This window comes from Leucobacter holotrichiae (assembly GCF_055791005.1).
On sequence record NZ_JBVUAC010000005.1, the window covers coordinates 73,713 to 98,053 of the forward strand.

18 protein-coding genes and 1 pseudogene are annotated in these 24,341 nt (G+C 68.1%); 8 read left to right on the forward strand and 11 right to left on the reverse strand.

The features are described from left to right. The first annotated feature begins 47 nt into the window (after window positions 1–47). From AC0KXF_RS08115 to AC0KXF_RS08130, 4 genes are all read left to right on the forward strand, one after another. On the forward strand, window positions 48–1,226 hold the full coding sequence (locus AC0KXF_RS08115) for an ABC transporter substrate-binding protein (RefSeq protein WP_473108698.1): 1,179 nt from the start codon (window positions 48–50) through the stop codon (window positions 1,224–1,226). Window positions 1,227–1,351: 125 nt separating this feature from the next. After that, entirely contained in the window at window positions 1,352–2,227 is an 876-nt protein-coding gene (locus AC0KXF_RS08120) for a branched-chain amino acid ABC transporter permease (protein WP_473108699.1), read from the forward strand. Then, complete coding sequence (locus AC0KXF_RS08125) at window positions 2,214–3,977, forward strand: branched-chain amino acid ABC transporter ATP-binding protein/permease (protein WP_473108700.1); 1,764 nt, start codon at window positions 2,214–2,216, stop codon at window positions 3,975–3,977. The genes AC0KXF_RS08120 and AC0KXF_RS08125 overlap by 14 nt, the downstream gene beginning before the upstream one ends. Next, window positions 3,974–4,669 carry an ABC transporter ATP-binding protein gene (locus AC0KXF_RS08130; RefSeq protein ID WP_223043513.1) on the forward strand — a complete coding sequence of 232 codons (696 nt, stop codon included), beginning with the start codon at window positions 3,974–3,976 and terminating at the stop codon, window positions 4,667–4,669. The genes AC0KXF_RS08125 and AC0KXF_RS08130 overlap by 4 nt, the downstream gene beginning before the upstream one ends. Window positions 4,670–4,780: 111 nt before the next feature. Here the strand turns inward: AC0KXF_RS08130 and AC0KXF_RS08135 are convergent, their stop codons facing one another. From AC0KXF_RS08135 to AC0KXF_RS08145, 3 genes are read right to left on the reverse strand one after another with little or no spacing between them, the layout of a single operon-like run. Next, entirely contained in the window at window positions 4,781–6,481 is a 1,701-nt protein-coding gene (locus AC0KXF_RS08135) for an amidohydrolase (RefSeq protein ID WP_473108701.1), read from the reverse strand. A gap of 14 nt (window positions 6,482–6,495) precedes the next feature. Next, entirely contained in the window at window positions 6,496–8,379 is a 1,884-nt protein-coding gene (locus AC0KXF_RS08140; RefSeq protein ID WP_473108702.1) for an FAD-dependent monooxygenase, read from the reverse strand. Between the two features lie 43 nt (window positions 8,380–8,422). Then, the gene (locus AC0KXF_RS08145; RefSeq protein WP_473108703.1) at window positions 8,423–9,238 is read right to left on the reverse strand and encodes an SDR family NAD(P)-dependent oxidoreductase; all 816 of its coding nucleotides are present in this window, start codon (window positions 9,236–9,238) and stop codon (window positions 8,423–8,425) included. 210 nt (window positions 9,239–9,448) lie between these two features. Between AC0KXF_RS08145 and AC0KXF_RS08150 the strand changes: the two genes are divergently transcribed. The 3 genes from AC0KXF_RS08150 to AC0KXF_RS08160 are packed head-to-tail and all read left to right on the forward strand — an operon-like array spanning window position 9,449 to window position 13,569. Continuing rightward, a complete protein-coding gene (locus AC0KXF_RS08150) occupies window positions 9,449–11,539 on the forward strand; it encodes a primary-amine oxidase (protein ID WP_473108704.1) in 2,091 nt (696 codons plus the stop codon). Window positions 11,540–11,579: 40 nt separating this feature from the next. Continuing rightward, on the forward strand, window positions 11,580–13,217 hold the full coding sequence (locus AC0KXF_RS08155; RefSeq protein ID WP_473108705.1) for an amidohydrolase: 1,638 nt from the start codon (window positions 11,580–11,582) through the stop codon (window positions 13,215–13,217). Window positions 13,218–13,260: 43 nt separating this feature from the next. Continuing rightward, on the forward strand, window positions 13,261–13,569 hold the full coding sequence (locus AC0KXF_RS08160; RefSeq protein WP_473108706.1) for an EthD family reductase: 309 nt from the start codon (window positions 13,261–13,263) through the stop codon (window positions 13,567–13,569). A 221-nt stretch (window positions 13,570–13,790) separates the two neighbouring features. Here AC0KXF_RS08160 and AC0KXF_RS08165 read toward each other — a convergent pair whose 3' ends face one another. From AC0KXF_RS08165 to AC0KXF_RS08185, 5 genes are read right to left on the reverse strand one after another with little or no spacing between them, the layout of a single operon-like run. Next, window positions 13,791–16,124 (reverse strand): arylsulfatase, encoded by a 2,334-nt coding sequence (locus AC0KXF_RS08165; RefSeq protein WP_473108707.1) that lies wholly within the window; start codon window positions 16,122–16,124, stop codon window positions 13,791–13,793. 1 nt (window position 16,125) lies between these two features. Then, complete coding sequence (locus AC0KXF_RS08170) at window positions 16,126–16,911, reverse strand: ABC transporter ATP-binding protein (protein ID WP_473108708.1); 786 nt, start codon at window positions 16,909–16,911, stop codon at window positions 16,126–16,128. Beyond that, window positions 16,908–17,744, reverse strand: coding sequence for an ABC transporter permease (locus tag AC0KXF_RS08175; protein WP_473108709.1), 837 nt, complete (start codon window positions 17,742–17,744; stop codon window positions 16,908–16,910). The genes AC0KXF_RS08170 and AC0KXF_RS08175 overlap by 4 nt, the downstream gene beginning before the upstream one ends. Continuing rightward, window positions 17,744–18,466, reverse strand: coding sequence for an ABC transporter permease (locus tag AC0KXF_RS08180; protein WP_473108848.1), 723 nt, complete (start codon window positions 18,464–18,466; stop codon window positions 17,744–17,746). Before AC0KXF_RS08180 ends, AC0KXF_RS08175 begins: the two co-directional genes overlap by 1 nt. A gap of 58 nt (window positions 18,467–18,524) precedes the next feature. Next, the gene (locus tag AC0KXF_RS08185) at window positions 18,525–19,529 is read right to left on the reverse strand and encodes an ABC transporter substrate-binding protein (RefSeq protein ID WP_473108710.1); all 1,005 of its coding nucleotides are present in this window, start codon (window positions 19,527–19,529) and stop codon (window positions 18,525–18,527) included. Between the two features lie 199 nt (window positions 19,530–19,728). On the opposite strand from AC0KXF_RS08185, the gene AC0KXF_RS08190 reads away from it, so the two are divergent. After that, window positions 19,729–20,325, forward strand: coding sequence for a TetR/AcrR family transcriptional regulator (locus tag AC0KXF_RS08190; RefSeq protein WP_473108711.1), 597 nt, complete (start codon window positions 19,729–19,731; stop codon window positions 20,323–20,325). A gap of 115 nt (window positions 20,326–20,440) precedes the next feature. Here the strand turns inward: AC0KXF_RS08190 and AC0KXF_RS08195 are convergent. From AC0KXF_RS08195 to AC0KXF_RS08205, 3 genes and pseudogenes are all read right to left on the reverse strand, one after another. Beyond that, window positions 20,441–21,964: pseudogene (locus AC0KXF_RS08195) on the reverse strand (ABC transporter substrate-binding protein). Between the two features lie 54 nt (window positions 21,965–22,018). Beyond that, window positions 22,019–23,086 carry a hypothetical protein gene (locus tag AC0KXF_RS08200; protein WP_473108712.1) on the reverse strand — a complete coding sequence of 356 codons (1,068 nt, stop codon included), beginning with the start codon at window positions 23,084–23,086 and terminating at the stop codon, window positions 22,019–22,021. Continuing rightward, window positions 23,031–24,341, reverse strand: coding sequence for a sulfatase-like hydrolase/transferase (locus AC0KXF_RS08205; RefSeq protein WP_473108713.1), 1,311 nt, complete (start codon window positions 24,339–24,341; stop codon window positions 23,031–23,033). The genes AC0KXF_RS08200 and AC0KXF_RS08205 overlap by 56 nt, the downstream gene beginning before the upstream one ends.

The window sequence follows — 24,341 nt, forward strand, 5'->3', positions numbered from 1 at the left end:
GCACCTTCTTCTTGCAGCACCCCTTCATCCATCCGAGAGGACACACCATGAAATCACGCATCCTGGGCGCTGCCGCGCTGACCGCGGCAGCAGCACTCGTGCTGAGCGGTTGCGCGGGCAGCGATGGCGGTGACGGCGGGCCGATCAAGCTCGGCTCCGTCAACACCATCAGCGGCCCCGCCACCTTCCCCGAGGCGTCCGAGGCTGCGGCCGCCGTCTTCGACAAGGTCAACGCCGAGGGCGGCATCAACGGCCGCCAGATCGAGTACAAGATCACCGACGACAAGGCCGACCCGGCCACCGCGACGGCCTCTGCGCGAGAGCTGGTGGGCAGCGACGAGGTCGTCGCGCTCGTCGGCGGCGCCTCGCTGCTCGACTGCGAGATCAACGCGAAGTACTACGAGCAGGAGGACGTGCGCTCGATCCAGGGCATCGGCGTCGACCCCGGCTGCTTCAACTCGCCGAACATCGGCGCGGCCAACATCGGCCCGTTCAACGACACCACGCTCACGATGCTGTACGGCTCTGAAGAGCTCGGCCTCGAGAACCTCTGCGTGCTGACCAGCGTCATCGGCTCCACCGGCCCCGCCTACCAGGCCGGTGTCGACCGCTGGAGCGAGATCACCGGCAAGGAGCCCCTGTACGTCGACGACACCGTGCCCTACGGCGGCGCCGACTACACCCCCTACGTCGTGAAGGCGAGGGAGGCCGGCTGCGACGGCATCGTCACCAACAACGTCGAGCCCGACGCGATCGGCATGATCAAGGCTGCGAACCAGCAGGGCTGGGACGACGTCACCTTCCTGATGCTCACCTCGGTGTACAGCGAGAGCTTCGCCCAGGCGATCGACAACAGCGCGGCCGGCGTCTACGTACCCGCGGAGTTCTACCCCTTCACCGAGGACAGCGACGTCAACGCCGACTGGAAGGCGCTGATGGAGGAGAACGACATCACGCTCACCTCGTTCAGCCAGGGCGGCTACCTCGCCGCGACCTTCATGGTCGAGGTGCTCGAGGGCATCGACGGCGACATCACCCGCGAGAGCGTCAACGAGGCGCTCAAGAACATGGATCCGATCGAGACCCCCATGCTCGCCTACCCCTACCAGTTCGACAAGATGGCTGCTCAGGACTACGAGCCGGGCGGCTGGCCCGTCACCCTGCAGTCGGGCACCAACGCCTGGGAGAAGGCCGCTGAGGACTGGCTGATGATCCCCGCTCAGTAAGACCTCTCCGGTCTTCTACCCGGTGCGGCGGAGGGAACTCCCTTCCGCCGCACCGGGTGCCTCCGTTTCAGATATCGAAGGATTCCCATGCTTCTCAGTTCCCACCACTCACCGGGGAGGCGATCGTGAACGGCGGAGCCCTGCTGCAGGGCGCGCTCTCGGGTCTCGCCGCCGGTGGCGTGTACGCGGTGTTCGCGGTCACGCTCACGCTCATGTCGCGCCTCGTGCGCGTCGTCAATTTCGCCCAGGCTGCGACCGGCATGTTCGCCGCGTTCGTCGCGGTGTGGTTCGCCAGCAAGTTGGGCATGCCCGTGTGGCTCGCCACCATCGCCGGCATCCTGGTCGGCGCGCTGCTCTCGGCTCTCATCGGCTGGATCGCCGCCACCTGGCTGTCCGAGGCCGATCTGTCCACGCGATCCGCGATGACGGTGGGCCCCTTCCTGCTGCTGATGTCGCTCTCCTACATCCTCTTCGGCAACAAGCCGCAGCCCTTCGCTCCGATCTTCAACGGGCCGGCGTTCAGCATCGCCGGGGTCGTGGTGAGCTGGGTGACGGTGATCACCGTGACACTCGCGATCCTCGTCGCCGTCGCCGCAGCGCTGGTGCTGCGCAAGACGACCATCGGCACGAAGCTCCGCGCGCTCTCCGACCGCCCCACCACGGCAGAGCTCATCGGCATCTCGTCGAAGCCTCTGGCCATCGGAGTGTGGGCGGTGACCGGCGCGATCAGTGCCGTCACGATCCTCATCATCGCTCCGACCCAGTCGAACGACGCGGTGACGCTCTCGATGCTCATCATCCCCGCCGCCGCGGCCGCCCTGCTCGGAGGATTCAAGCGGCTCGACCTCGCGGTCGCGGGCGGCCTGCTGCTCGGACTCATCAACGGCATGGTCGCCCAGGTCAACGAGCTCACGCTGGTGCGAAACTTCGTGCCGCTCATCTTCATCGTCATCCTGCTGCTGTGGTCGCAGCGAAAGGAGGTGTGGGATGCTGCTCGCTAATCGGCGCCTGCGCACTGTCCTGCCCATCGCCATCGCGGTCATCGGCCTCGGCATCGGCTGGGCCCTGAGCGTCGGGCTCTCCGGCTACGTCGTCTACCTCGCCATCAGCATGGTCACCGCCACGATCTCGCTGCTCGGCCTTGGCATCGTCACGGGTTCGGCCGGCATCATCGCGCTCTGCCAGCTCACGTTCAGCGCCATCGGCGCGTGGGTCGTCACCTTCCTCAATCAGAACGAGGCTCCCGGCGGGTTCATCGTGTGGCTGCTCGCCGGAGCGGTCGTCGCCGCGGTCGCCGGCATCCTGCTCGGTCTGCCCGCGCTGCGTCTGCGCGGAGTCAACCTGGCGGTCGTCACCCTCGGCGCCGCAGCGGCAGTGGACGTGCTGCTCGTGCAGACCCAGTTCCCCGGTCAGAAGGAGGGCCTCTCGGTCGAGCGGCCCGGGCTCTTCTCGAGCGATCGCGAGTACTTCTTCTTCTCGATCATCGTGCTGGTCGTCTGCACCTACCTCGTGTTCCTCGTGCAGCGCAGCCGGGTCGGCAGCAGTTGGAAGGCCGTCGCCTTCTCCGAGCGCGGCACCGCCGCGGTCGGCCAGAGCGTGCGCATGGCGAAGCTGTCGGCGTTCGCCGTCAGCGCGGCGCTCGGCGGTGTCTCGGGCGGTCTGCTCGCCGGCCAGGTCGGGATCCCCTACGCCTCGAGCTTCACGCCCATCATGTCGCTCGCGCTCTACATCCTGGCGGTGATGAGCGGCGCCTACCTCATCGACATGGCCATCTTCGGCGGTGTGCTCTGGGTGCTCGTGCCCGAGCTGCTGAAGCGCTGGGGCGTGCCCCAGGACTGGGGCTTCGTCATCTTCGGTCTGCTCGGCATCCAGGCGATCACGGGCGGCTCGAATCTGGGCGAGGTGATCCGCGGTGGGTTCCGCAAGCGGGCGAAGAAACGGCAGGCCGCGCAGGCCGAGGCCGCCGCGAGCGATGTCGGCACGACCGCGCTCGACGTCTTCGCCGTGCCAGAGGCCGCCGAGCCGATCCCGGAGAACGCCGCCCCGGTGCTCGAGGTGCGCAGCCTCGGCGTGCAGTTCGGCAGCCTCAAGGCCAACGACGATGTGTCCCTGCAGGTGAAGCCGCGCTCCATCATGGGTCTCATCGGGCCGAACGGCGCCGGCAAGTCGACCTTCGTCGATGCGGTCAGCGGCTTCCTGCCCCAGCACACGGGCACGGTACTGCTCGACGGTGAGGACATCACTCGGCTCTCGCCGGTGGCCCGAGCCCACAAGGGTCTGCGCCGCACCTTCCAGCAGGATCGTGTGCCTCCCCAGCTGTCGGTCGAGGCCTACGTGCGGTTCGTCGCGCGCAAGCGCCTCGATCACGATGAGCTGGCGGACGCCCTCGCGTTCCTCGGCTGCCCTCCCCCGGAGGAGCAGCTGGCGAACGTCGACGTGGGCACGCGCCGCCTCATCGAGGTCGCGGCCGCGGTGCTGTCGGGACCGCGCGTGCTGATCCTCGACGAGCCGGCGGCCGGTCTCTCGCACGAGGAGCACCTGCAGTTCGGCCACCGGCTCACCCGGATCCCGTCGCGCTTCGACACGGCGATCGTGGTCATCGAGCACGATCTCGATCTCGTGCGCTCCGTGTGCACCGAGCTCACCGTGCTCGACTTCGGAAAGGTGCTCGCCCAGGGGCCGACCCGAGAGGTGCTCGACGACCCGGCCGTGATCGCGGCCTACATGGGAGATGCGGAGATGACGCAATGAACGAACTGCAACTGAGCGGCGTGACCGTTCGCCGCGGTGCCGGGCCGGTCGTCTCGGACGTCGACCTCACCGTGAGGGAGGGCAGGATCCTCGCGCTCGTCGGCCCGAACGGCGCCGGCAAGACGAGCCTGCTCGAATCGGTCTCGGGTGTGATCGGCCACGCAGCGGGCGACATCACGGTCGACGGCGAATCGATCGCGAAGTGGAACCGCGTGCAGCGCTCGCGGGCCGGCATCGCGCACATCGAGCAGGGGCGCGCGATCTTCCCGTCGCTCACGGTGCGCGAGAACCTGCTGCTGACCGCGAAGAATGATGCCGGCGTGCAGGAGGTGCTGCAGTCGTTCCCCGAGCTCGAGAAGCGCATCGACTCGCAGGCCGTGCTGCTGTCGGGCGGTGAGCAGCAGATGGTGGTGCTCGCGCGCGCGTTCGCGTCGAAGCCGCGGTTCCTGCTGATCGACGAGATGTCGCTCGGGCTCGCGCCCGTCGTGTTCATGCGCCTGCTGCCCCTCATCCAGCAGATCGCGGCGTCGGGTGTGGGCGTGCTGCTCGTCGAGCAGTTCACGCATCTCGCGCTCGGCATCGCCGATGAGGCGATGGTCGTCGCGAGCGGCCGGGTGAGCCACCCGCAGGGGTCGGCGAAGGCGCTCGAGGAGGATCCCGAGCTGCTGCGCCAGGCATACCTGGGCGGGTAGCCCGCCCATTCGCGACGAAAGGCGGGTTTCGCATCTCTGGCCGCGGTCGGAGATGCGAAACCCGCCTTTCGTCACTTGTCCGTCATGACAGGGCACTGCGGAAGGCGCCCGCTACTCCCGCTCGTAGACCGTCTCGCCGCCGAAGAGGGTGAGGTCGACGCGCAATTCGGTGAGCCGCTCGGGCTCGACGGATCGCGGATCGCGGTCGAGCACCACGAGGTCGGCGACCTTGCCAGGCTCGAGCGATCCGCGCCACTGCTCCGCGAAGCTCTGCTTCGCAGCGTTCGTCGTGTACGCCCGCAGCGCGGTCTCGAGGTCGACGCACTGCTCAGGGCCCGAAACCCGGCCCGTGGCCTTCGAACGACGGGTCATCATGCCTGCGACGCCCGCGAGCCAGTCGGGCGCCGTGACCGGCGCATCCGAGCTGGCGCAGAAAGTCGCACCCGATTCGGCGGCGGATCGGGTGGGCCACTGGCGCGCAGAGAGCTCCTCGCCCACCACGGCGTCCATGAGGTCGGTGATCTGCGCTTTGATGCCGGGGTTCATGTTGACGCCGTAGCCGCGCTCGCCGAGCTGCGCGAGGCGATCGTCGGAGATGAAGTCCCCGTGGATCACGTAGTGCCTCGCGTCGTCGCGGGGGTGCTCGTCGTTCGCGGCGACGAAGGCGTCGACGGTGATGTCGATGCCGTGATCGCCCGTCACGTGCACGCCGGCCTGCAATCCCAGACGATGCACGGTGGCGATCGCGCGGCGCAGCTCGGCCTCCTGCAGCGGCTCCGAGGCGCCGTGCACGCAGAGCGCGCCGTGGCCCTGCGACGGCCCGTAAGGTTCGTACATATAGGCGGTCTCGTTCGGCGGCACTCCGTCCGCGAACAGCTTGACCCCGATCACGTTCACGAGTCGCGGGTCGACGTCGCCGAGCCCCGCCTGCTGCTCGCGCACGCGCGGCTCGAGGCGATCCGCCGTCTCTCCCATCGCGAGCGGCAGCAGCAGCACCGAAACCCGTGCCGTCAGTTCCCCGCTCGCGACCAGCTCCTCGTAGGCGCGGATGGCGTCGCCGCCGAGCGCGCCGCCGAGCACGCCCTCGCCTCCCGGGCCGAGCCCGGGTTCGGTGTAGGCCGTGATCCCGCGCGCGTTGAGCCGGCGCACGGCGTCGGCGATGGCCCGCTTGCGGGTTTCGTAGTCGGGTCGCGGAATGATCGACTGCACGAGATCCTGCGCTCCCTCACGCAGGATGCCGGTGGTCTCGCCTGTCTCATCGCGGTCGATCACCCCACCCGCGGGCGCGACGGTGTCGTGATCGATGCCGGCGAGGCGCAGCGCGGCACTGTTGACGAGCACCATGTGCCCCGAGAAGTCGGTGAGGCAGACGGGATGCTCCGGCGAGACGCCGTCGAGGTCGGAGCGATGCGGGATCGCGCGTTCGCCGTCGAGGCACTCGCTCAGATAGCCGACATCCCAGCCCTGACCGACGATCCACTCTCCCGGCGCCGTGGTCTCCGCCGCCCCGCGAACGGCCTCCGCGATCTCGGCGATCGAGCGCACGGCGGGGAACGACAGGTCGAGCGAGTACGGCGGGCTGCCGATCCCCCACGCCGCCGCATGCAGGTGGGAGTCGTCGATGCCGGGCAGCACGGCCCGCCCCGCGAGCTCGACCACTCGAGTGCCGGGTCCGATCGCCTCGGCGATCTCCTCGTCGGAGCCCGTGGCGAGCACCTCGCCGCTCCGCAGCGCGATCGCCTGCGTGACGGTGAAGGCCTCGTCGAGGGTGTAGACGCTGCCTCCGCGCAGCACCAGATCGGCAGTCTCCATGGTGTTCCCTCCGGTCAGTCGGTTTCGATGAGGATCGGCGCGAAGAACTCCGCGAGTTCGGCAGTGCCGGACAGCGGCAGGATCGTCGCGACGTAGTGGTCTGGCCGCACCACGACGACGGCACCGTCGCGGCTCACGCCGCGCTCGTCGAAGATGTCGTTGCCCGGGATCGCGGCCCAGGTCTTCTCGTAGTTGATCAGCTGCAGTGGCCCGCGCCGCGGCAGGAACAGCTTCGGCACCCTTGTCAGATCGATGTCGTGGTAGCCCTCCTGGTACACGGCCTTGACGTCGAAGACGCTGTCGAGGTCGGCGGCGGCGGGTGTGAAGCGCCGCACCGGGGAGTCGGGCGAATCGAGCATCCACTCGGCCCAGCGATCCAGGGCTGCGGCGCCCGCGTCGGCGAAGGCGTAGATGCGGTAGCGTCCGTCGGCGCGGTGATGGTGACCCAGGTGCGCGAGCACCCCGTCGGCGACGCGCACCGCCTCGGCCGACTTGAACCGCTTGCCGAGCGGGAACCCCGAGGCGAGGCGCTGATGCTCCCCCGCCCCGGTGAGGACCGAGGGCCCGTACTGCGTCATGAAGCCCGCCGGGAACTCGGCCGTGGCGATGTAGAAGTCCTCGAGCTCGCGCGGGGAGGCGAACTCCTCGGGCTTCTTCGCCATGAGCGTCGACCATTCCCGGTCGAAGTCGATCAGGTTCTGCGCGATCACCCGGCGCTCGTCCGAGTAGGTCTGCAGCAGCGACTCAGGGCTGCGGCCCGAGAGCACGTAACCGAGCTTCCAGGCCAGGTTCCACCCGTCCTGCAGCGACACGTTCATACCCTGACCGGCCTTGGCGCTGTGGGTGTGGCAGGCGTCTCCCGCGAGGAAGACCCGCGGAGCGCGGTGCCCGCCGGGGTGCGCGTCGGCGTCGTCGAAGCGATCGGTCAACCGGTGCCCCACCTCGTAAACGCTCCACCACGACACGTCCTTCACTTCGAGCGTGTAGGGGTGGATGATCGCGTTCGCCCGCGCGATGATCTGCTCGACAGTGGTCTGACGCACGGCACCGCGATCCTCCTCGCCCACGTCGCCCAGGTCGACGTACCAACGCACGAGGTAGTTGCCCTCGCGCGGGATCAGCAGGATGTTGCCACCGTCACCCGATTGGATGATGCTCTTGCGGCGGATGTCGGGGAAGTCGGTCACCGCGAGCACGTCCATCACGCCCCAGGCGTGCATCGCCTGGTCGCCGGCGAGTCTGCCGCCGATCGAGGCTCGCACGCGGCTGCGCGCGCCGTCCGCGCCCACGACGTACTTCGCGTGCACCACCCGGGCCTGCCCCTCATCGGGGCCGGTCGTGCAGCGCAGGGTCACCGCGACCGGATACTCCTCGTCCCCGTCCCGCACCTCGAGCCCCTCGAACTCGTAGCCGTAGTCGACCTTCCCCCTCGCCGGTGAGCGCTCGGCGAACTCCGCCAGGTAGTCGGCGACGCGGGTCTGGTTGACGATGAGCTGCGGGAACTCGCTGATGCCGATGAGGGTGTCGGGTGTCGTGGAGCTGCGGCGGATGTTGCGCGGGTGCTCGGGATCCGGGGTCCAGAACTCCGTGTCGACGAGCTGGTACGCCTCCTGGATGATCTGCTCGGCGAAGCCGAACGCCTGGAAGGCCTCGACGCTGCGCGCCTGGATGCCGTCGGCCTGGCCGACCTCCAGCCGACCGGCGCGCCGCTCCACGATCCGCGTGACCACATCCGGGAACTGCGCGAGCTGCGCCGCCGTGATGATCCCGGCAGGCCCCGAACCGACGATCAGCACGTCGACCCGATCCGGCAGGTGCTCCGGACGGTTCAGACCGACGCCAGCGACCGGTTCGATGCGGGGCTCGCCCCTGGTGTATCCGTGGTGGTGAAACTCCATTGTTCCGCTCCTGGTGGTGGGGGTCTGTTCAGATCCGCGTCGCTCACATCCCGGCGTGCTCGAACGCGAGCGTCGGGAGGTCGACGATGTGCGCGCCGCCGTCGGCCATGATCACGGCCCCGGTGATGTACGACGACTCGTTCGAACCGAGGAAGCGCACGACCGATGCGATCTCGTCGGGTTCACCGACGCGCTTGAGCGGAACGTCGCGGGTGACACGACCGTAGGCCTCGTCGCGGCTGGCGATCTCGGGTACGTGCCCCATGAACTCGTCCATCTCGGCGTCGGCCATCGGGGTGCGGGTCCAGCCGGGGCAAACCGCGTTCACCCGCACGCCGTGCACGCCGTAGTCGCGGGCCATCGAGCGGGTGAGGCCGATGAGCGCGTGCTTCGTCGTCGTGTACCCGGCGACCTTCGGGCCGGCGAATACACCCGCGAGCGACGAGATCACCACGATCTGACCGCGGCTCTCGATGAGTGCCGGCAGGGCTTCGCGCGACATCGTGAACGCGGTCGTCAGATTCACCTTGATCGACGATTCCCAGGTGTCGTCATCGGTTTCGCCGACCGCATTGAAGCCGTGGCCGCCCGCGTTCGCGACGAGCACGTCGATGCGGCCGAACTCGTCGACGATCTGCGCGACTGCGGCGCGAGCCGATTCCCCGTCGGCCGCATCGGCGGCGATCGCGGTGCCGCCCAGCTTCGCCGCAACCTCCTCGATCGGGCCGATCCTGCGTCCGATGAGCACGACGCGGGCGCCCTCGCCCGCGTAGCGCTCGGCGATCGCGGCGCCGATGCCGGTGCCGCCACCGGTGATGACGACCACTCGCCCCTGAACGCCGTCGTTCTTGTCTGCCATTGAGATTCCTTTCGCCGGAGTCCTGTTCTGCGGATCGCCATGCCCCGTCCACTCACATCTTCCCGGCTCCGGGCGCTTCCGGGGAGGGTGTGGGCACTCGCAGCGCAGCACTCTTCCCGCTGAGTCAACTGCTCGACTGTCCAAATGCCAAGCCGCTTGGGATACTGAGGGGGAACTCCCCAACGGTCACCACGACGAGGATGATTTTCAATGACGCAAGCCGCAGGCCACCCGCATCGACCCGACGCCACGCACACCCACGGCAAGCGAGTGACCACTCCCGAGACGGTCGAGCACCCGCTCGACCCGCTCACCGGCGACGAGATCGCCGAAGCGCGGCGGATCCTCGCGGACGCGGGGCACTTCACCGAGCACACGCGCGTGCCGCGCATGCTGCCCGTCGATCCGCCCAAGGCCGACCTCGCGGCGTGGCAGCCGGGAGATGCGCTCGACCGCCGCATCAGGGTGACGCTACTCGATCGCAGCACCGGCGTCGCCTCCGAGGCGATCGTCGCGGTGACGCGCGGCGAGATCGACAGCCTGCGGGTACTACCGAACGGCGAGGCGCCCTACGGCCAGCCGCAGTACCTCTTCGAGGAGTACGAGGACGCTGCCGCGATCGTGAAGGCCTCCTCGGAGTGGCAGGCCGCGATGAAGCGCCGCGGTCTCGAGGATCGCATGGAACTCGCTTTCTGCTCCCCGCTCGCGCCCGGATTCTTCGGCCGTGAGGACGAGATCGGCAAGCGGATCGTGCGCTCGCACACCTACCTGCGCGACTCGGAGACCGACAGCCCGTGGGCGCACCCGGTCGAGGGTCTCGTGGTGCACGTCGACCTCACCGAACGCCGCGTGATCCGCATCGACGACGAGGGCGACATCCCGGTGCCCGAGGCGCACGGCAACTACACGCTCGACGTGCAGGGCCCCGCCCGGACGAGCCTCAAACCCATCGAGATCACGCAGCCGGAGGGGCCGTCGTTCTCGGTCGACGGCAGCCTCGTGCAGTGGGAGAACTGGAAGTTCAGGGTCGGCTTCACGCAGCAGGAGGGTCTGGTGCTGAACCAGATCAGCTTCCGCGACGGCGACGAGGACCGATCGGTCGCGCACCGAGCGAGCGTGCCCGAGATGGTGGTGCCCTACGGCGACACCTCGGTGAGCCGCTATTGGATCAGCTACTTCGACGCGGGCGAGTACCTGCTCGGCAAGAACGCCAACTCCCTCGCCCTCGGCTGCGACTGCCTCGGTGTGATCCACTACTTCGACGCGTTCGTGCCGGACGACCGCGGAAACCCGGTGAGCATTCCCCAGGCGATCTGCATGCACGAGGAGGACTACGGGATCCTCTGGAAGCACACCGACCTCGACGGCAATGCCGAGGTGCGCCGCAGCCGCCGCCTCGTCGTCAGCTACTTCGCCACCATCGGCAACTACGACTACGGCTTCTTCTGGTACTTCTACCTCGACGGCTCGATCCAGGTCGAAGCGAAGGCCACCGGTATCGTGTTCGCGGGCGCGGGGATCCCGGGCAGCGAGGACGCGCATCGCACGGAGATCGCACCCGGCATCTTCACCCCCGTGCACCAGCACCTCTTCTGCGCCCGCATCGATGCCGCCATCGACGGCGAGGACAACACGCTGCACGAGGTCGAGGCGGTGCAGATCCCGACGGGCCCCGACAACCCCTACGGCAACGCCTTCACCTGGTCGGACACGCAGCTCAGGAGCGAGCAGGAGGCGCAGCGGATCGCCAACGGCCTCACCGGCCGGGTGTGGGAGGTGCGGTCCGCGCACCGTACGAACCACGTGGGCAAGCCGACCTCGTACTGGCTGATCCCCGAGGGCAAGATGCTGCTCGCGGCGCAGCCCGAATCAACGGTGCACGGGCGCGCCAACTTCGCCACGAAGCATCTGTGGGGCACGCGGTACGATCCCGAAGAGCTCTATCCGGCCGGTTTCTACCCCAATGCGCACGCCCCGGGGGCGGGCCTGCCCGAGTGGACGAAGGCCGACCGCTCGCTCGACGGCGAGGACATCGTGCTGTGGCACGTCTTCGGCCCCACCCACATCCCGCGCACCGAGGATTGGCCGATCATGCCCGTCGACTACTCGGGCTTCTGGTTCAAGCCGCACGGCTTCCTCGACCGGAACCCCGCGATGGATCTCGCGGCCGACGCACGCGCCGGGGGCGGCGCGTGCGCCTCGGACGGCGCGGGATCCGGCTGCTGCGCGGGATCCGGCTGCGGATGCTGCGCGGGCGACACCTGCCGCTGCGGCAACGAGCGCTGCGCCTGCGGCAAGTAGCCCGTTTTCAACACACCACACCCCACGAACGGAGTCAACGATGACCACACAGCCCGATCTGATCCTCACCAACGGCCGCGTCTACACGGTCGATCCGGCGAACCCGCGAGCCGAGGCGATCGCGGTAGCGGGAGGGCGGATCGTCGCGGTCGGATCGGCCGATGAGGTCGGCGCACTGGCGGGTCCTGACACGGAGGTGCGCGATCTCGCCGGGGCCTTCCTCATGCCGGGACTCGCGGACGTGCACAACCACTTCTTCCTCGCCGGCAAGGAGGAGCTGTTCGAGCTGCGCGTGCCGATCGGGGCTCACCTCGACGGGATCCTCGAGGCAGTGCGCGCCCACGCAGCGGAGCTGCCCGCGGACGCCTGGGTCGTCGGCGGCCCCTGGGCGAGCGACCGCCTGAACGAGGTGAACACGGCCGACGCGCTCGCGCAGCTGGACGAGGCTGCGGGCGGGCGCCCGGTGATGCTCTCCGACGACTCCCACCACAACCGCTGGGTCAGCACCCGAGCGATGGAGATCGCCGGGATCGAGGCCGGTCAGCCCGGTGTGGTGCAGGACGCCGACGGCCGGCCCACGGGCGTGCTGCTCGAGGCCGCGGGGCTGCCCGTCGCGAAGGCGCAGCAGACGGCGGGCGGGCTCGAGCCAGAGCAGGAGCGGCGCGCGGCGCAGCGCGGCGTGGAGATCCTGAACTCCTTCGGAGTGACCGCGTTCCAGGACGCGGGCGTCTCGAACCACATCATGGAGGCGCTGCGCTCGCTCGATACGGCCGGCGAGCTCGACGCCTGGGTGATCTCGTCGATGCTCATCAACGACGACATCTTCGGCTTCGCCGAGATCGGCGACGGCCTCGTCTTCAACGGCGAGCAGTACCGCACCGAGCACCACCGCCCGGACTTCGTGAAGATCTTCCTCGACGGCGTGCCCCCGACCCGCACGGGCGCGTTCCTGGAGCCCTACCTCCCCGACGACGTGCACGGCGACCACCACCACGGCGACACCCTGCTGAAGCCCGAGGAGCTCACCGACTGGCTGCGCCGCGTCGCGAAGGCCGGCCTCTCGGCGAAGATCCACTGCACGGGCGACGCCTCGGTGCACGAGGTGCTGAACGCCGTCGAGACACTGCGCGGCGAGGGCATCACCGATACCCGCTACCACATCGCCCACGGCCAGTTCGTGCACCCGGACGACATCGCGCGCTTCGCGAAGCTGGGCGTCGACGCCGACATCTGCCCCTTCATCTGGGTGCCGGGTCCGATCGTCGAGGCGATCCGCGAGGTGCTGCCGCGCGAGCGCGCGGACCAGATGCAGCCGAACCGTGCGCTGCTCGACGCCGGCGCCATCGTCGCGGGCGGATCCGACTGGCCCGTCGCGGCCTCGCCCAACGCGTGGGAGGGGATCCACGGCCTCGTCACCCGCGAGGACCCGAACGGCCAGTACCCCGGTACGCTCTGGCCGGAGCAGGCGATCACTCTCGAGGAGGCGATCTCCGCGTTCACGATCGGCGCTGTCACCGCGATGGGACTCGCCTCGGAGACGGGCTCGCTCGAGGTCGGCAAGTCAGCCGACTTCGTGCTGCTGGATCGGGATCCCTTCGAGCACCCCGCGAACGAGCTCGTGCAGACCACGGTCGTGGAGACCTGGTTCACCGGTCGACGCGTCTACGCTCGCGACTGATCCGGCGCTGCCACCGAACCGTCACAGTTTCAAGGAGAACCTCATGCACAAGCTCACCGTGCTCTACCCCGAGCCCACCGACCGCGCCGCGTTCAAGGACTACTATCTGAGCACTCACCTGCCACTCTGCGCCAAGCTCCCCGGGGTGCAGGAGATCACCTATTCGCTCGACATCTGCGAGCCCGGCGAGGGCCCCTACTACGGCATCTTCCAGGCGACGTTCGCCGACGAGGCGGCGCTCGGCTCGGCGCTCGGTTCGCCCGAGGGCCGAGCGGTCGAGGCCGACGTGCCGAACTACGCCACGGGCGGCGCGATCGTGTTCCCGTTCGAGGTGGAGACGCTGCCGCTCTGATCCTCTGCCCTCGCCCCGCCCGCCCCTGCCCGCCCCTCGCGAGCCGTCCTATTTCTTGCGAACCGGCCCATGATTCGCGCATATTCCGGGCCGACTCGATACGAATAGGCGGTCTCGAGGGAGCGGGAGCGCAGGCCGGAAGCGAGAGCGGGAGCGCAGGCCGGGAGCTGGGGGAGCAGGCCGGGAGCTGGGGGCGCGGGCCGGGAGCGGGAGCGCGCGCCTCAGTCCGCGAGCTCCGCGACGGCCTCGCCGATCGCGCGCAGTACCGTGGGGTCGTGCCGAGAGCGCGCGCCCGGCACGTAGCGCAACCGCGAGATCCTGCCCCCCGAGAAGCGGAACCCTCGGTGCCGTTCGTGCAGTTCCCAATCGACGGGCCCGCCGTAGTCGTAGCCGACGCTGATGCCGGTGAACGGGGCCATGCCCAGCAGCATGGGCACCGCGGCGATCTCCGCGGACGGCACGCCGTCGACCTCAAGCCGCAGACGCCACCGCAGCCCCTCCAGCTCGTCGACGCGCAGCACGAGCTCCCGCGCCCCGGGCTGCAGCGCGACCCCCCGGGCGCGATGCATGTCGCCGTAGGCGTTGTAGGAGATGATCGGTGCCCCGTCCTCGATGGCCACCAGGTATCCGCCGCCCTGGTCGCCGTGGGCAACGAGCACACCGGCCGCACCCTCCTCGAGTTCGAGTGAGACCTCGACGACGAACGACTTCAGCACGGTCAGCTTCGCCGATCTGAACCGCTCGAGCGGCGGGCGGAACGGCACGAGCGACACCGGCGCCTCGAGTCGCGCCTCCGTCTCCGGGCGATTGCGGTGCAGCGTGCCGTCGTCGTCGAGAGGCAGCACGGCGTTGTTCCAGGCCTCATCGAGCCACCGGTCGGCGAGGGCGGCCACCCGCTCAGGGTGAGAGGCGGCCAGGTCACGCGTCTCGGTCGGATCGTCGGCGAGGTGATACAGCTCCCATGCTCCGCCGGCGGCGCCCTCCTCACGGCGAGGCGGCAGCGGGGACACGGCCTTCCACTCCCCGTCGACCATCGCGCGGCGCCCCACGCACTCGAAGTACTGGGCCTCGCGGCCCTCGGCTGAGGGATCGGCGAGCACCCCGGCGACGCTCCTGCCGTCGGGCTCCTGGGTCGGCCTCCCCCGCAGCTCGGCGAGCGGCTGCACCCCGGTCAGCTCGAGGATGGTCGGGGCGAGATCCGACACGAATACGAACTGATCCCGAAGCCCGCGCGCCTGCGCGGGAGCCGCCGGCCACGACACGATGAGCGGCGCGTGCACACCGCCCTCGTACGTCGACGACTTGAACGAGCGGAACGGGGTGTTCGAGACGCGCGCCCAGCCGGTCGGGTACTGGCTGAAGAGCCTGGGGCCGCCGATCTCCTCGGGATCGCGGGGCACGTCGCGCACCCAGCCCTCGGGCACGGGAGCCGAGTGTCCGAACTGGGCGAAGTAGCTGCGGGTGCCGCTCGGGCCGCCCTCCGCGGTGCCGCCGTTGTCGCTCGCGAGCACGACGATCGTATTCTCCAGCTCGCCGAGCCGCCTCAGGTGCTCGACGAGGCGTCCGACGCTCTGGTCGACCTCGTCGACCGCGGCCGCGTATACCTCCATGTGCCTGGCGAAGAGCGCGCGATCCTCATCGCTCAGCGACTCCCAGCTCGGGATCCGGCCCCCGTCGGCGATGGCGTCGGCGGGCAGCTCTGCCTGCGGCGGCACCACCCCGAGCTCCCGCTGCCGCGCGAATCGCGCTTCGCGCAGCGCGTTCCAGCCGGCCTCGTAGCGCCCGCGGTGACGCGCGATGTCGGCCTCCTTCGCCTGGATCGGCCCGTGCACCGAGGTGTGCGCGTAGTACAGGAAGAAGGGCTTCGACGCGTCGTTGACCCGCAGCTCGTCGATCATGGCGAGGGCCTCGTCGGTGAGCTCGTCGGTGAGGAAGTAGCCGTCGGGGAACTGCTGCACATCGACCACGGAGTTGTCTCGCACGAGACGGTGCGGATGATGCAGCGAGGTGAAGCCGTCCATGCTGCCGAAGTAGCGATCGAAGCCGCGCTGCAGCGGCCAGGACGACTTGTCGGCCGCGTCGTGCAGGCGCGACTCGAGCGTCAGGTGCCACTTGCCCACCGCGAAGGTGGCGTACCCGCCGGCCCGCAGGGACTCGGCGAGCGTGGGGGCGTCCTGCGGCAGCTCGCAGGTGAAGCCCGGGTACCCGGGATCGGTGTGCGCCACGTAGCCGAACCCCGCGCGGTGCGGGTTGAGACCGGTCATGAGGGCGGCGCGGGCCGGCGAGCACATGGGGGCAGTGCGGTAGTTCGTGAACACCCATCCGTCATCGGCCAGCGCGTCGATGTTCGGAGTCGGGATCTCACTGCCGAACGGACCGAGATCGCTGAAGCCGAGGTCGTCGACCAGCATCACGATCACGTTCGGGGCGTCATCGCGAGCGGTCGGGCGCTCGGGCCACCACGGCACGGAGTCCGAGACGAACTCGGCGACGCGACCTCCGAACGACTCGTATCCGCGCCGTGAGAGCTCGGTCCGCGCCGGTCGATCCCCCACCTCAGTGCGCCTTTCGGATGAGTTCGAAGATGTCGGTGCGGTGTTCGGCGAAGGCCGGGGTGGCGCGGGTGGTGATCTGGTCGCGGGGTGCGGGGAGGTCGATATCGACGATGCGGGTGACGCGGGCGGGGCGTTCGCCGAGCACGACGACGCGGTCGGAGAGGTACACGGCCTCGTCGATGTCGTGGGTGACGACCACGATGGTCATGCCGAACTCGTCGCGGATCTTCAGGCAGAGGTCCTCGAGCTCGAACCGGGTCTGCGCGTCGACGGACGCGAAGGGCTCGTCCATGACGAGCACCTCGGGCCGGTACGCGATCGCGCGGGCGATCGCGACGCGCTGCTGCATACCGCCCGAGAGCTGCCAGGGGTACTTCGTCTCCGCGCCGGCGAGCCCGACCGCGGCCAGCGCGGACCGGATCCGCTCTTCCCGGTCCGCGGCCGACAGACGCAGGTGCTTCAAGGGCAGGCGCACGTTCTTCTCGACCGTGAGCCACGGCATGAGCGAGCGCGTGTACTCCTGGAACACGAGCGCCATCTCCTCCGGCGGCCCATCGATCTGCTTGCCATCGATGCGCGCCGAACCCGACGTGATCGACTGCAACCCAGTCAAGCACTTCAACAGGGTCGTCTTCCCGATCCCCGACGGGCCGACGATGCACACGATCTCCGCGGCCTGCACCTCGAAGGTGAGGTCGGCGATGACGGGCACCGCTCCCTGTTTCGTGTCGTACGTCTTCGCGAGGCCCTGCACACTCAAACGGGGCACGGTCGTGGTGGTGGTCATAGGTTCTTCTCCTGCTGTCGGATAGCGATGTACCAGCGCAGCACGCGGCGCCGGAAGATGGCGAGCAGAGCGGTCGCGGCATAGCCGAGCACACCCAGCACGAGGATCCCGACCCACATGTCGGCGATCATGAACGACTGCTGCGCGAGCAGGGTGCGCGCCCCGAGCCCGACCGAGGCGCCCAGCATCTCGGACGCGATCATCACCACGAACGCGGTGATCAGGCTGACCTGCATGCCCGACAGGATGCGCGGGCTCGCCTCGGGCAGCGCGACCTGGAAGATCCGATCCCACACCCCCAACCGGTAGATGCGGCCCACCGACCGGCGATCCGGATCCGTGGCATGGATCCCATCGATCGTGGAGATCAGCACCGGGAACACCGCCGACAGCGTGATCGACAGGATGCGGGTCTCGTTGCCGAACCCGATCAGCGACACGAAGATCGGCACCAGCGCCACGGGCGGGATCGCGCGGAAGAAATGGATCGTGGGCTCCACCAGCCACGACAACCACCGCGACACGCCCAGCACGATCCCCAGCCCCACCCCGATCACGCAGGCGAGCGCGAACGACAGCAGCAGATTCCCCACCGACGACCCCACATCACCCCAGAACGCGGGAGTCGCCACCAGCGCCCCCATCCGCTCGAGAATCGTCTGCAACGGCGGGAAGAACGTATTCGTCGAGTTCGCCGACACCACCCACCACAATCCCAGCAACAGGATCGGGACGAGGACCTCGGCCCCGATCAACGCCCACTTGGGCAGCCCGCTGCGCTGCTGACGGCGCGCTTCTCTCGTGCGGATCAGCACGGTCGAGGTCACCGACATCACACCACCTGCTTCCGGTACTGGGGATGCCAGTGCAACAGCTTCCGCTCGCCCCACTGACTCACCCCCTGCACGATCAATCCCAACAAACCCAGCACGAGCACGTACGCGAACAAGCGCGGCTGATTGCCCGCGATCTGCGTCTGCACCAGGCTCTGCCCCAACCCCGGACCGCCCCCGATCAGACCCGCGACCACCGCCACGATCAACGCCGTCGGCGCCGCGACCCGCACCGCCGTCCCGATATACGGCAACGCGCTCGGCAACACGATGCTCCACAGCACCTCGCCCCGACCCAACCCGTACGACTGGCCCGTCGCCCGCGCCACCGGATCCGTATCGAACACCCCCGCCGACGCCTGCACCACAATCGACACGAAACACCCGACGAACACCAAGAACACACCCATGCCCGCCGTGGGACCCAGCACGAGCACCACCACCGGCAGAATCACGATCGGCGGAATCGGCTTCAAGAACTCCAACGGCACCCGCGTCGCGTGCATCGCCAACGGCGACACCCCGATCCCGACACCCAGCAGCACCCCCGCCACCGTCGCGACAACCAACCCCAGCACCGCCATCACCACCGTGTCCCACACCGCGGACCACATCCCCGCAGTCACGACCAACCCAGCCAGCTCCCCCACCGCCTCACCCGCGGTCGGCAAAGGCGACCCCGCAAGCGGCCCCACAGCCACCACCTGCCACACCCCGAACACGATCAACGCACCCAGAGCACCAACACCCCACCTCAGCAGTCGAGAATCTCGCACGGGATCACTCCGAGACGATCACGTCGGTAAGATCCACCGGCTCGGGCAGGAACCCGAGAGCGACCATCTTCTCGTTGGGGCGCTCGAGGTCTTCAGGGTTCACCACGGTCGGCCACACCGGCACCTTCACCTGGTCGACGGTGAGCTGCGAGTCGGTGTAGTCGAGACCCGCCTGGATGGCCTCCTCGGGGTTCTCGGTGGCCCACTCGTTCGACTTCACGATCGCCCGCTGGAAGGCCGCAATCGCGTCCTTCTTCTTCTCGATCGTGGTGGCTCCCGCAGTCCACAGGCCGGTCGCGCCCGTTTCGAAGAAACCGATCGACGGGGCGGAGAGCTGCTCGGCTCCCGCCGCCTCGGCCTCGGTCGTGAAGGGGCTCACGAGGCCGGCAGCGTCGACGGTGCCGTTCTGCAGCCCGGCCACGGCCGAGGTGAAGTCGAGCACGACCCAGTTCACGCCGGACGCGGGATCGATGCCCTCCTTCTCGAGCTCGCCGGCGATGACCACCTCGAGCTGCGCCTTGCGCGCCGGCACTGCGATGGTCTTGCCCTTGAGATCCGCGACCGAGTGGATATCGCTGCCGACCGCGGCGAACAGCCCGGTGTCGTCGAAATCAGCGGGATCGTCGATCTCCGAGGGGTCGGCGGGATATCCGTCGGCGGCCCCGATCACCTTGATGCCCACGCCCTGCCCGAGCGCATTGAGCAGCGGAATGCTCGGAGAGTACGCAATATCGACCTGGCCGCTCTGAGCCGCGGCGAGGCCGGCCGGCGGGTTGGCGACGATCGAGGTCTCGATCTCCAGGCCCTCCTCCTCGAAGAAGCCCTGTTCGATGCCGCCGATCAGGCTGCCGTCGGAGGTGAGGCCGATCGTCGCCACCTTGAGAGTCGTGACGTCGCCGTCGCCGGACGGGGCTTCGGTACCACCCCCTCCCGACGAGCAGCCGGTGAGTGCAAGCGCGGCGGCCGGGATGAGAGCGAGCGCACCCCACAGGCGGTTGATCTTCTTCATGTGTACGACTCCTTCGTCGGCGGAGGTCGACGCGGGCGCCGAGCTCACTTTAATCACCATTCGGTGACTAAAGATTAATCTCCAAGCGGCAACTTTAAGTAACGCTCCGGTAACGATTAATCACCAATTGGTGACGAAAACAAGCTGGGCGGGTCGAAACTGGATTCCTCCCTAGAATTCAAGGGACGAACGGAGACACATGCCGAAGATCGTGGATCATGACGAGCGACGATCCCACATCGTCGAAGCCGTCACCCAGATCATCATCAGAGACGGCTTCGACCGGGTGACCATGCGCGAGATCGCCGCCGAGGCCGGATACGCCCATGGTGCGATAGCCCGCTACTTCCCCGACAAGAAGAGCCTGCTCACCGCGGCCTTCCTCGAGGTCTTCCAGAAGTCCCACGAGTACACGCTTCGCCGCACCGAGGGCGTGCGCGGTCTCGAAGCGCTCCGCCAAATGTGCCTCGAACTCATGCCGCTGGAGGCTGACGGACCCCAGCGATCCAGGGTCGTCCTCTCATTCTGGGACCGTGCCGCCCAGGACCACGAGCTCTGGGAAATCCACCACGAGAACATCACGCGGCGGCGAGACCTGATCCGAGGCTTCCTCACCGAGGCCCGCGAGGACGGCGAACTCTCCGAGGAGGTCGACATCGAGGACGCGGTGAACCGGGTCTCGGCGCACAACGCGGGCTGGCAGATGATGGCCGTGCTCGTGCCCGAGGCCGCGAACGACGCCAGCATCAACACCAGCGTCGACTCCTTGATCGCCGACCTGCGGGGTTCCGCATGAGTGGGCGCGACGCCGCGAGCGGGCGCTACTGCGGCCCGGTGCGCGACGCGCAGAACCGGCGGCCTCCCCGATGCGCGTCGCAAGGAGACCGCCGGAGCGCTCGATAACCGCTCGGTCACGCGGCGGGCTGGATCTGCCTCAGTGTCGGGAACATCATGCCGGTCACCGGAGTCAACTCGATGTCAGGGGTCGTCACGTAGGTGTTCGCCGACTGATACCAGACGACGTTCCACGCCTGCTCCGTCACCATCTCGTTGAGCTCACGGATCTCGGCTTCCTGCTCTTCGCCACGCGGCGCCTCGAGAGCCGCATCGACCTGCGACTGCAGCTCCGGGAACTCGGAGATATCGGGTTCGGGCATGTACCACTGCGGCACCGTGAACTGACGGGCGATGGTCGCGACGGGATCAGAGTCCACGGCGAGCGAGACGATGAACATCGGGTAGTTCGGAGCGTTCGACTGATAATCGGTGAACTGATACTCATCCCAGGTCACCCGGATCCCGAGCTCCTGAAACACCTGCTCGACCGTGGGCTGCCAGGCCTGGAAAGGTCCGGACATCGGCATCGCCACCTCGAAACCGTCGGCATATCCCGCCTCCGCCATCAGCTCCTTAGCCTTCTCCATGTTGTAGCCGTATCGGTCATCGAGAGCAGGATCGTTACCGGGAAAACCGACCGCGAAGACCTGGTTGGTGACCTCGCCCCGATCGCGTCCGAGCGAGGACAGGATCTCTGCACCGTCGAACGCATAGTTGAGCGCTTGCCGAACACGCACGTCGCCGAGGGGCTCGAGTTGCTCGCCGGTGTGGTCGTTGATGCGCAGGCCAATCCAGGCTGCGACCTTCGATTCCGTCGACTAACCGTTCTGCTCCGCCATCTCCACTGTCGTGTCGTCGGCGAAGGTCACATTGATCTGGCCGGCCTCCATAGCATTGTTCCGAGCGCTATCGTCTTGGATCGGCAGCACCGAGACCTTCTCGAAGCGGAACTCGTCGGCCGCCCAGTGGTCGGCCACACGGTCGAAATGATATTCAGCGCCGGGTATGCTGCTCTCCGACAGCGTGTAGGGACCGGACCCGACGGGGGCTTCGGCGAGAGTGCCGGCCTCGATCGCCGACGGTGCGGCCATGTAGCTTCGGCCGAGCCCCATGAAATAGAGCAGCCGATCATCACGAGCACTCAGATCGATCTCCACGGTGTCCTCATCGACCGCCGTGAAACTCTCAACGTTGAGATATGCCTCGCGGGAGATCGCTCCGTCTCGCAGGTACTCGAGGTTCGCGACGGCAGCATCGGCATCGAACTTCTCGCCGTCGGAGAACACCGCGTCGGTGCGCAGCTCCAGCGTGACCGTCAGGAAGTCTTCCGAAACCGTCCAGTTCGTGGCGAGCGCCGGAACGGGCTTCCCCTCCCCGTCGAGCGCGACGAGCGGATCGCAGACCGCAGAAAGGTAAGGGCCATTGAACCCGATATCAGCGACAGCGGTGTCCCATGAGGTCAGATCCATGAAGTTGCCGATCTTCAACTCGGTCGGCGAAGTCGAGGAGCCCTCGTTCGGCGATCCTGCTCCCGAGCAAGCGGTCAGGGCGAGCGCGACGGCCGTGAGCCCGGCGGCCACGGCGAGTGTTCGTTTCATGATGTTCCTTTCAGTAATACTGCGAGTAGTCGTGCTTCCCGCGCGACCGCCTCGTCAATCCGCGACGGCGAGCGCGGCCTCCCCGATGCGGTGCAGCACAGTACGGTCATGTCGAGAGCGCTGCCCCGGCAGATAACGAAGCTCGACGATGACCCCGCGGGCGAACCGGAAACCGTCGGCATGGCGCTCCGCGAGCTCCCAATCGACCGGACCTCCGTAGTCGTAGCCCACGCTGATACCGGTGAAGGGCGCCATTCCGAGCAGCATGGGCACCTCGGGGATCTCCGCCGCCGCGCGACCGTCGACGAGAAGCGTGATCCTCCATCGCAAGCTTTCGATCTCCGCGAAACGGAGCTCGACCTGGTGCGTGCCATGCCCGAGAGGGGCCGCTCGCACCCGCCTCATGTCTCCGTATGCGTTGTAGGAGATAAGAGGTGCACCGTCCTCGATCGCCAGCAGATACCCGCCACCCTGATCCCCGTGCGCGACGACGACCCCCTCGGTATCGTGCTCGATCTCGAGGTCGGCGATTACGGTGAACGACCGCAGCACGGTCAGCTTCGAAGCACGGAACCGTTCGAGAGGGGGCCTGAACGGCGTCAGCCGCGTTTCTCGAGAGAGCGCGCTTTCGCTCTCCGGACGAATCGAGAACAGACTGCCGTCGTCGTTCAACGGGAACACGGTGTTGCGCCAGGCTTCGTCCCGCCAGTTCTCCGCCAGCTCTCGAACGGTGTCGGGAAACTCGGAGGCGCGATCCCTCGTCTCGGTCGGATCCGAGGCGAGGTCGTAGAGCTCCCAGCGACCGCCGGTCGCGCCTTCAGCAGGGGTCGGCGGCACGGGGGAAAGAGCCTTCCACCGGCCGGAGACCAGGGCACGCGATCCGAAGGCCTCGAAGTGCTGGAGGTCGCGGCCGGGAGAAGCGGCATCCGCGAGCGCCGCGGCAAAACTTCGACCGTCGAACTCGAGAGCCGGTTTGCCGGAGCGCACCGGCAGCGGCGGGATACCCGCGAGTTCGAGCAGGGTGGGCGCGAGGTCCGAGACGAAGACCGACTGGCCACGCAGCCCTCTACCCCGGAGCCCCTCGGGTGCGGCGGGCCACGACACGATGAGCGGAGCGTGCACGCCCCCCCTCGTAGAGGGTTCCCTTGAACGCCCGGAACGGGGTGTTGGAAACCCGCGCCCAGCCAGCGGGATAGTGCCCGTGCACCCGAGGACCGCCGAGCAGATCGAGTTCGCGGGGGACGTCTCGCACCCAGTCCTCCGGGAGCGGGAGCCCGGACACGAACTGGGCGAAGTAGCTTCGTGTACCCCGCAGGCCGCCCTCCGCGGTACCTCCGTTGTCGCTCGCGATCACGATGATCGTGTTGTCGAGTTCACCCAGCTCCCGGAGCCGTTTGACGACTCGCCCCACACTCTCGTCGACCTCACTGACACACGCGGCGTACACCTCCATATGGCGCGCGAAGAGTTCTCGCGCTTCCTCATCGAGATCGTCCCACGCCGGGATCCGGTCTCGGTTCTGCCCCGGTTCCGGGAGCACCGAGAGATCGGCGGCGATCCCGAGCTTCTTCTGCCGCTCGAAGCGCTCTTGCCTCAGGGCATCCCATCCTGCGGCGTATCTTCCTCGATATCGGCGGATATCCTCGCTCTTGGCCTGCACCGGCCCATGAACCGCGGAGTGAGCGAAGTACAGCAGGAACGGCTTACGGCTATCGTTGGCCCGCAGATCGTCGATCATGCCGATCGCCTCATCGGTCAGGTCATCCGTGAGGAAGTAATCTTCGGTGAACCCGGTCCGATCCACGACTGAATTGTCACGCACGAGCCGATGCGGATGGTGGAGCGAGGTGAACCCGTCCATACTGCCGTAGTAGCGATCGAAGCCCCGCTGCAGCGGCCATGACGACCTGTCGGCTGCGTCGTGAAGTTGGGATTCGACGGTGAGGTGCCACTTCCCCACCATGAAGGTGGCGTATCCGCCCGCGCGGAGCGATTCCGCGAGAGTCGGGGCATCGTCAGGGAGGGTGCAGGTGTAGCCCGGATATCCGGGATCCACGTGCGCCACCGTGCCGAAGCCCGCTCGGTGCGGGTTCAGCCCGGTCAGGAGCGAAGCCCTCGCGGGCGAGCAGACCGGCGCAGTGCGATAGTCGGTGAAGACGCAGCCGCTCTCCGCAACGGCATCGATATTCGGGGTCTCGATCTCGCTGCCGAACGGCCCCAGGTCGCTGAAGCCGAGATCATCGACCAGCACGACCACCACGTTGGGAGCGCCTTCGGGCGCGAGGTCCCGAGCGGGATACCACGGGCTCGAGGCCGAGGCGAACTCTTCCGCTCGGCCACGAAAGCTCTCATACCCACGTGCATCAGATCCTGCCAT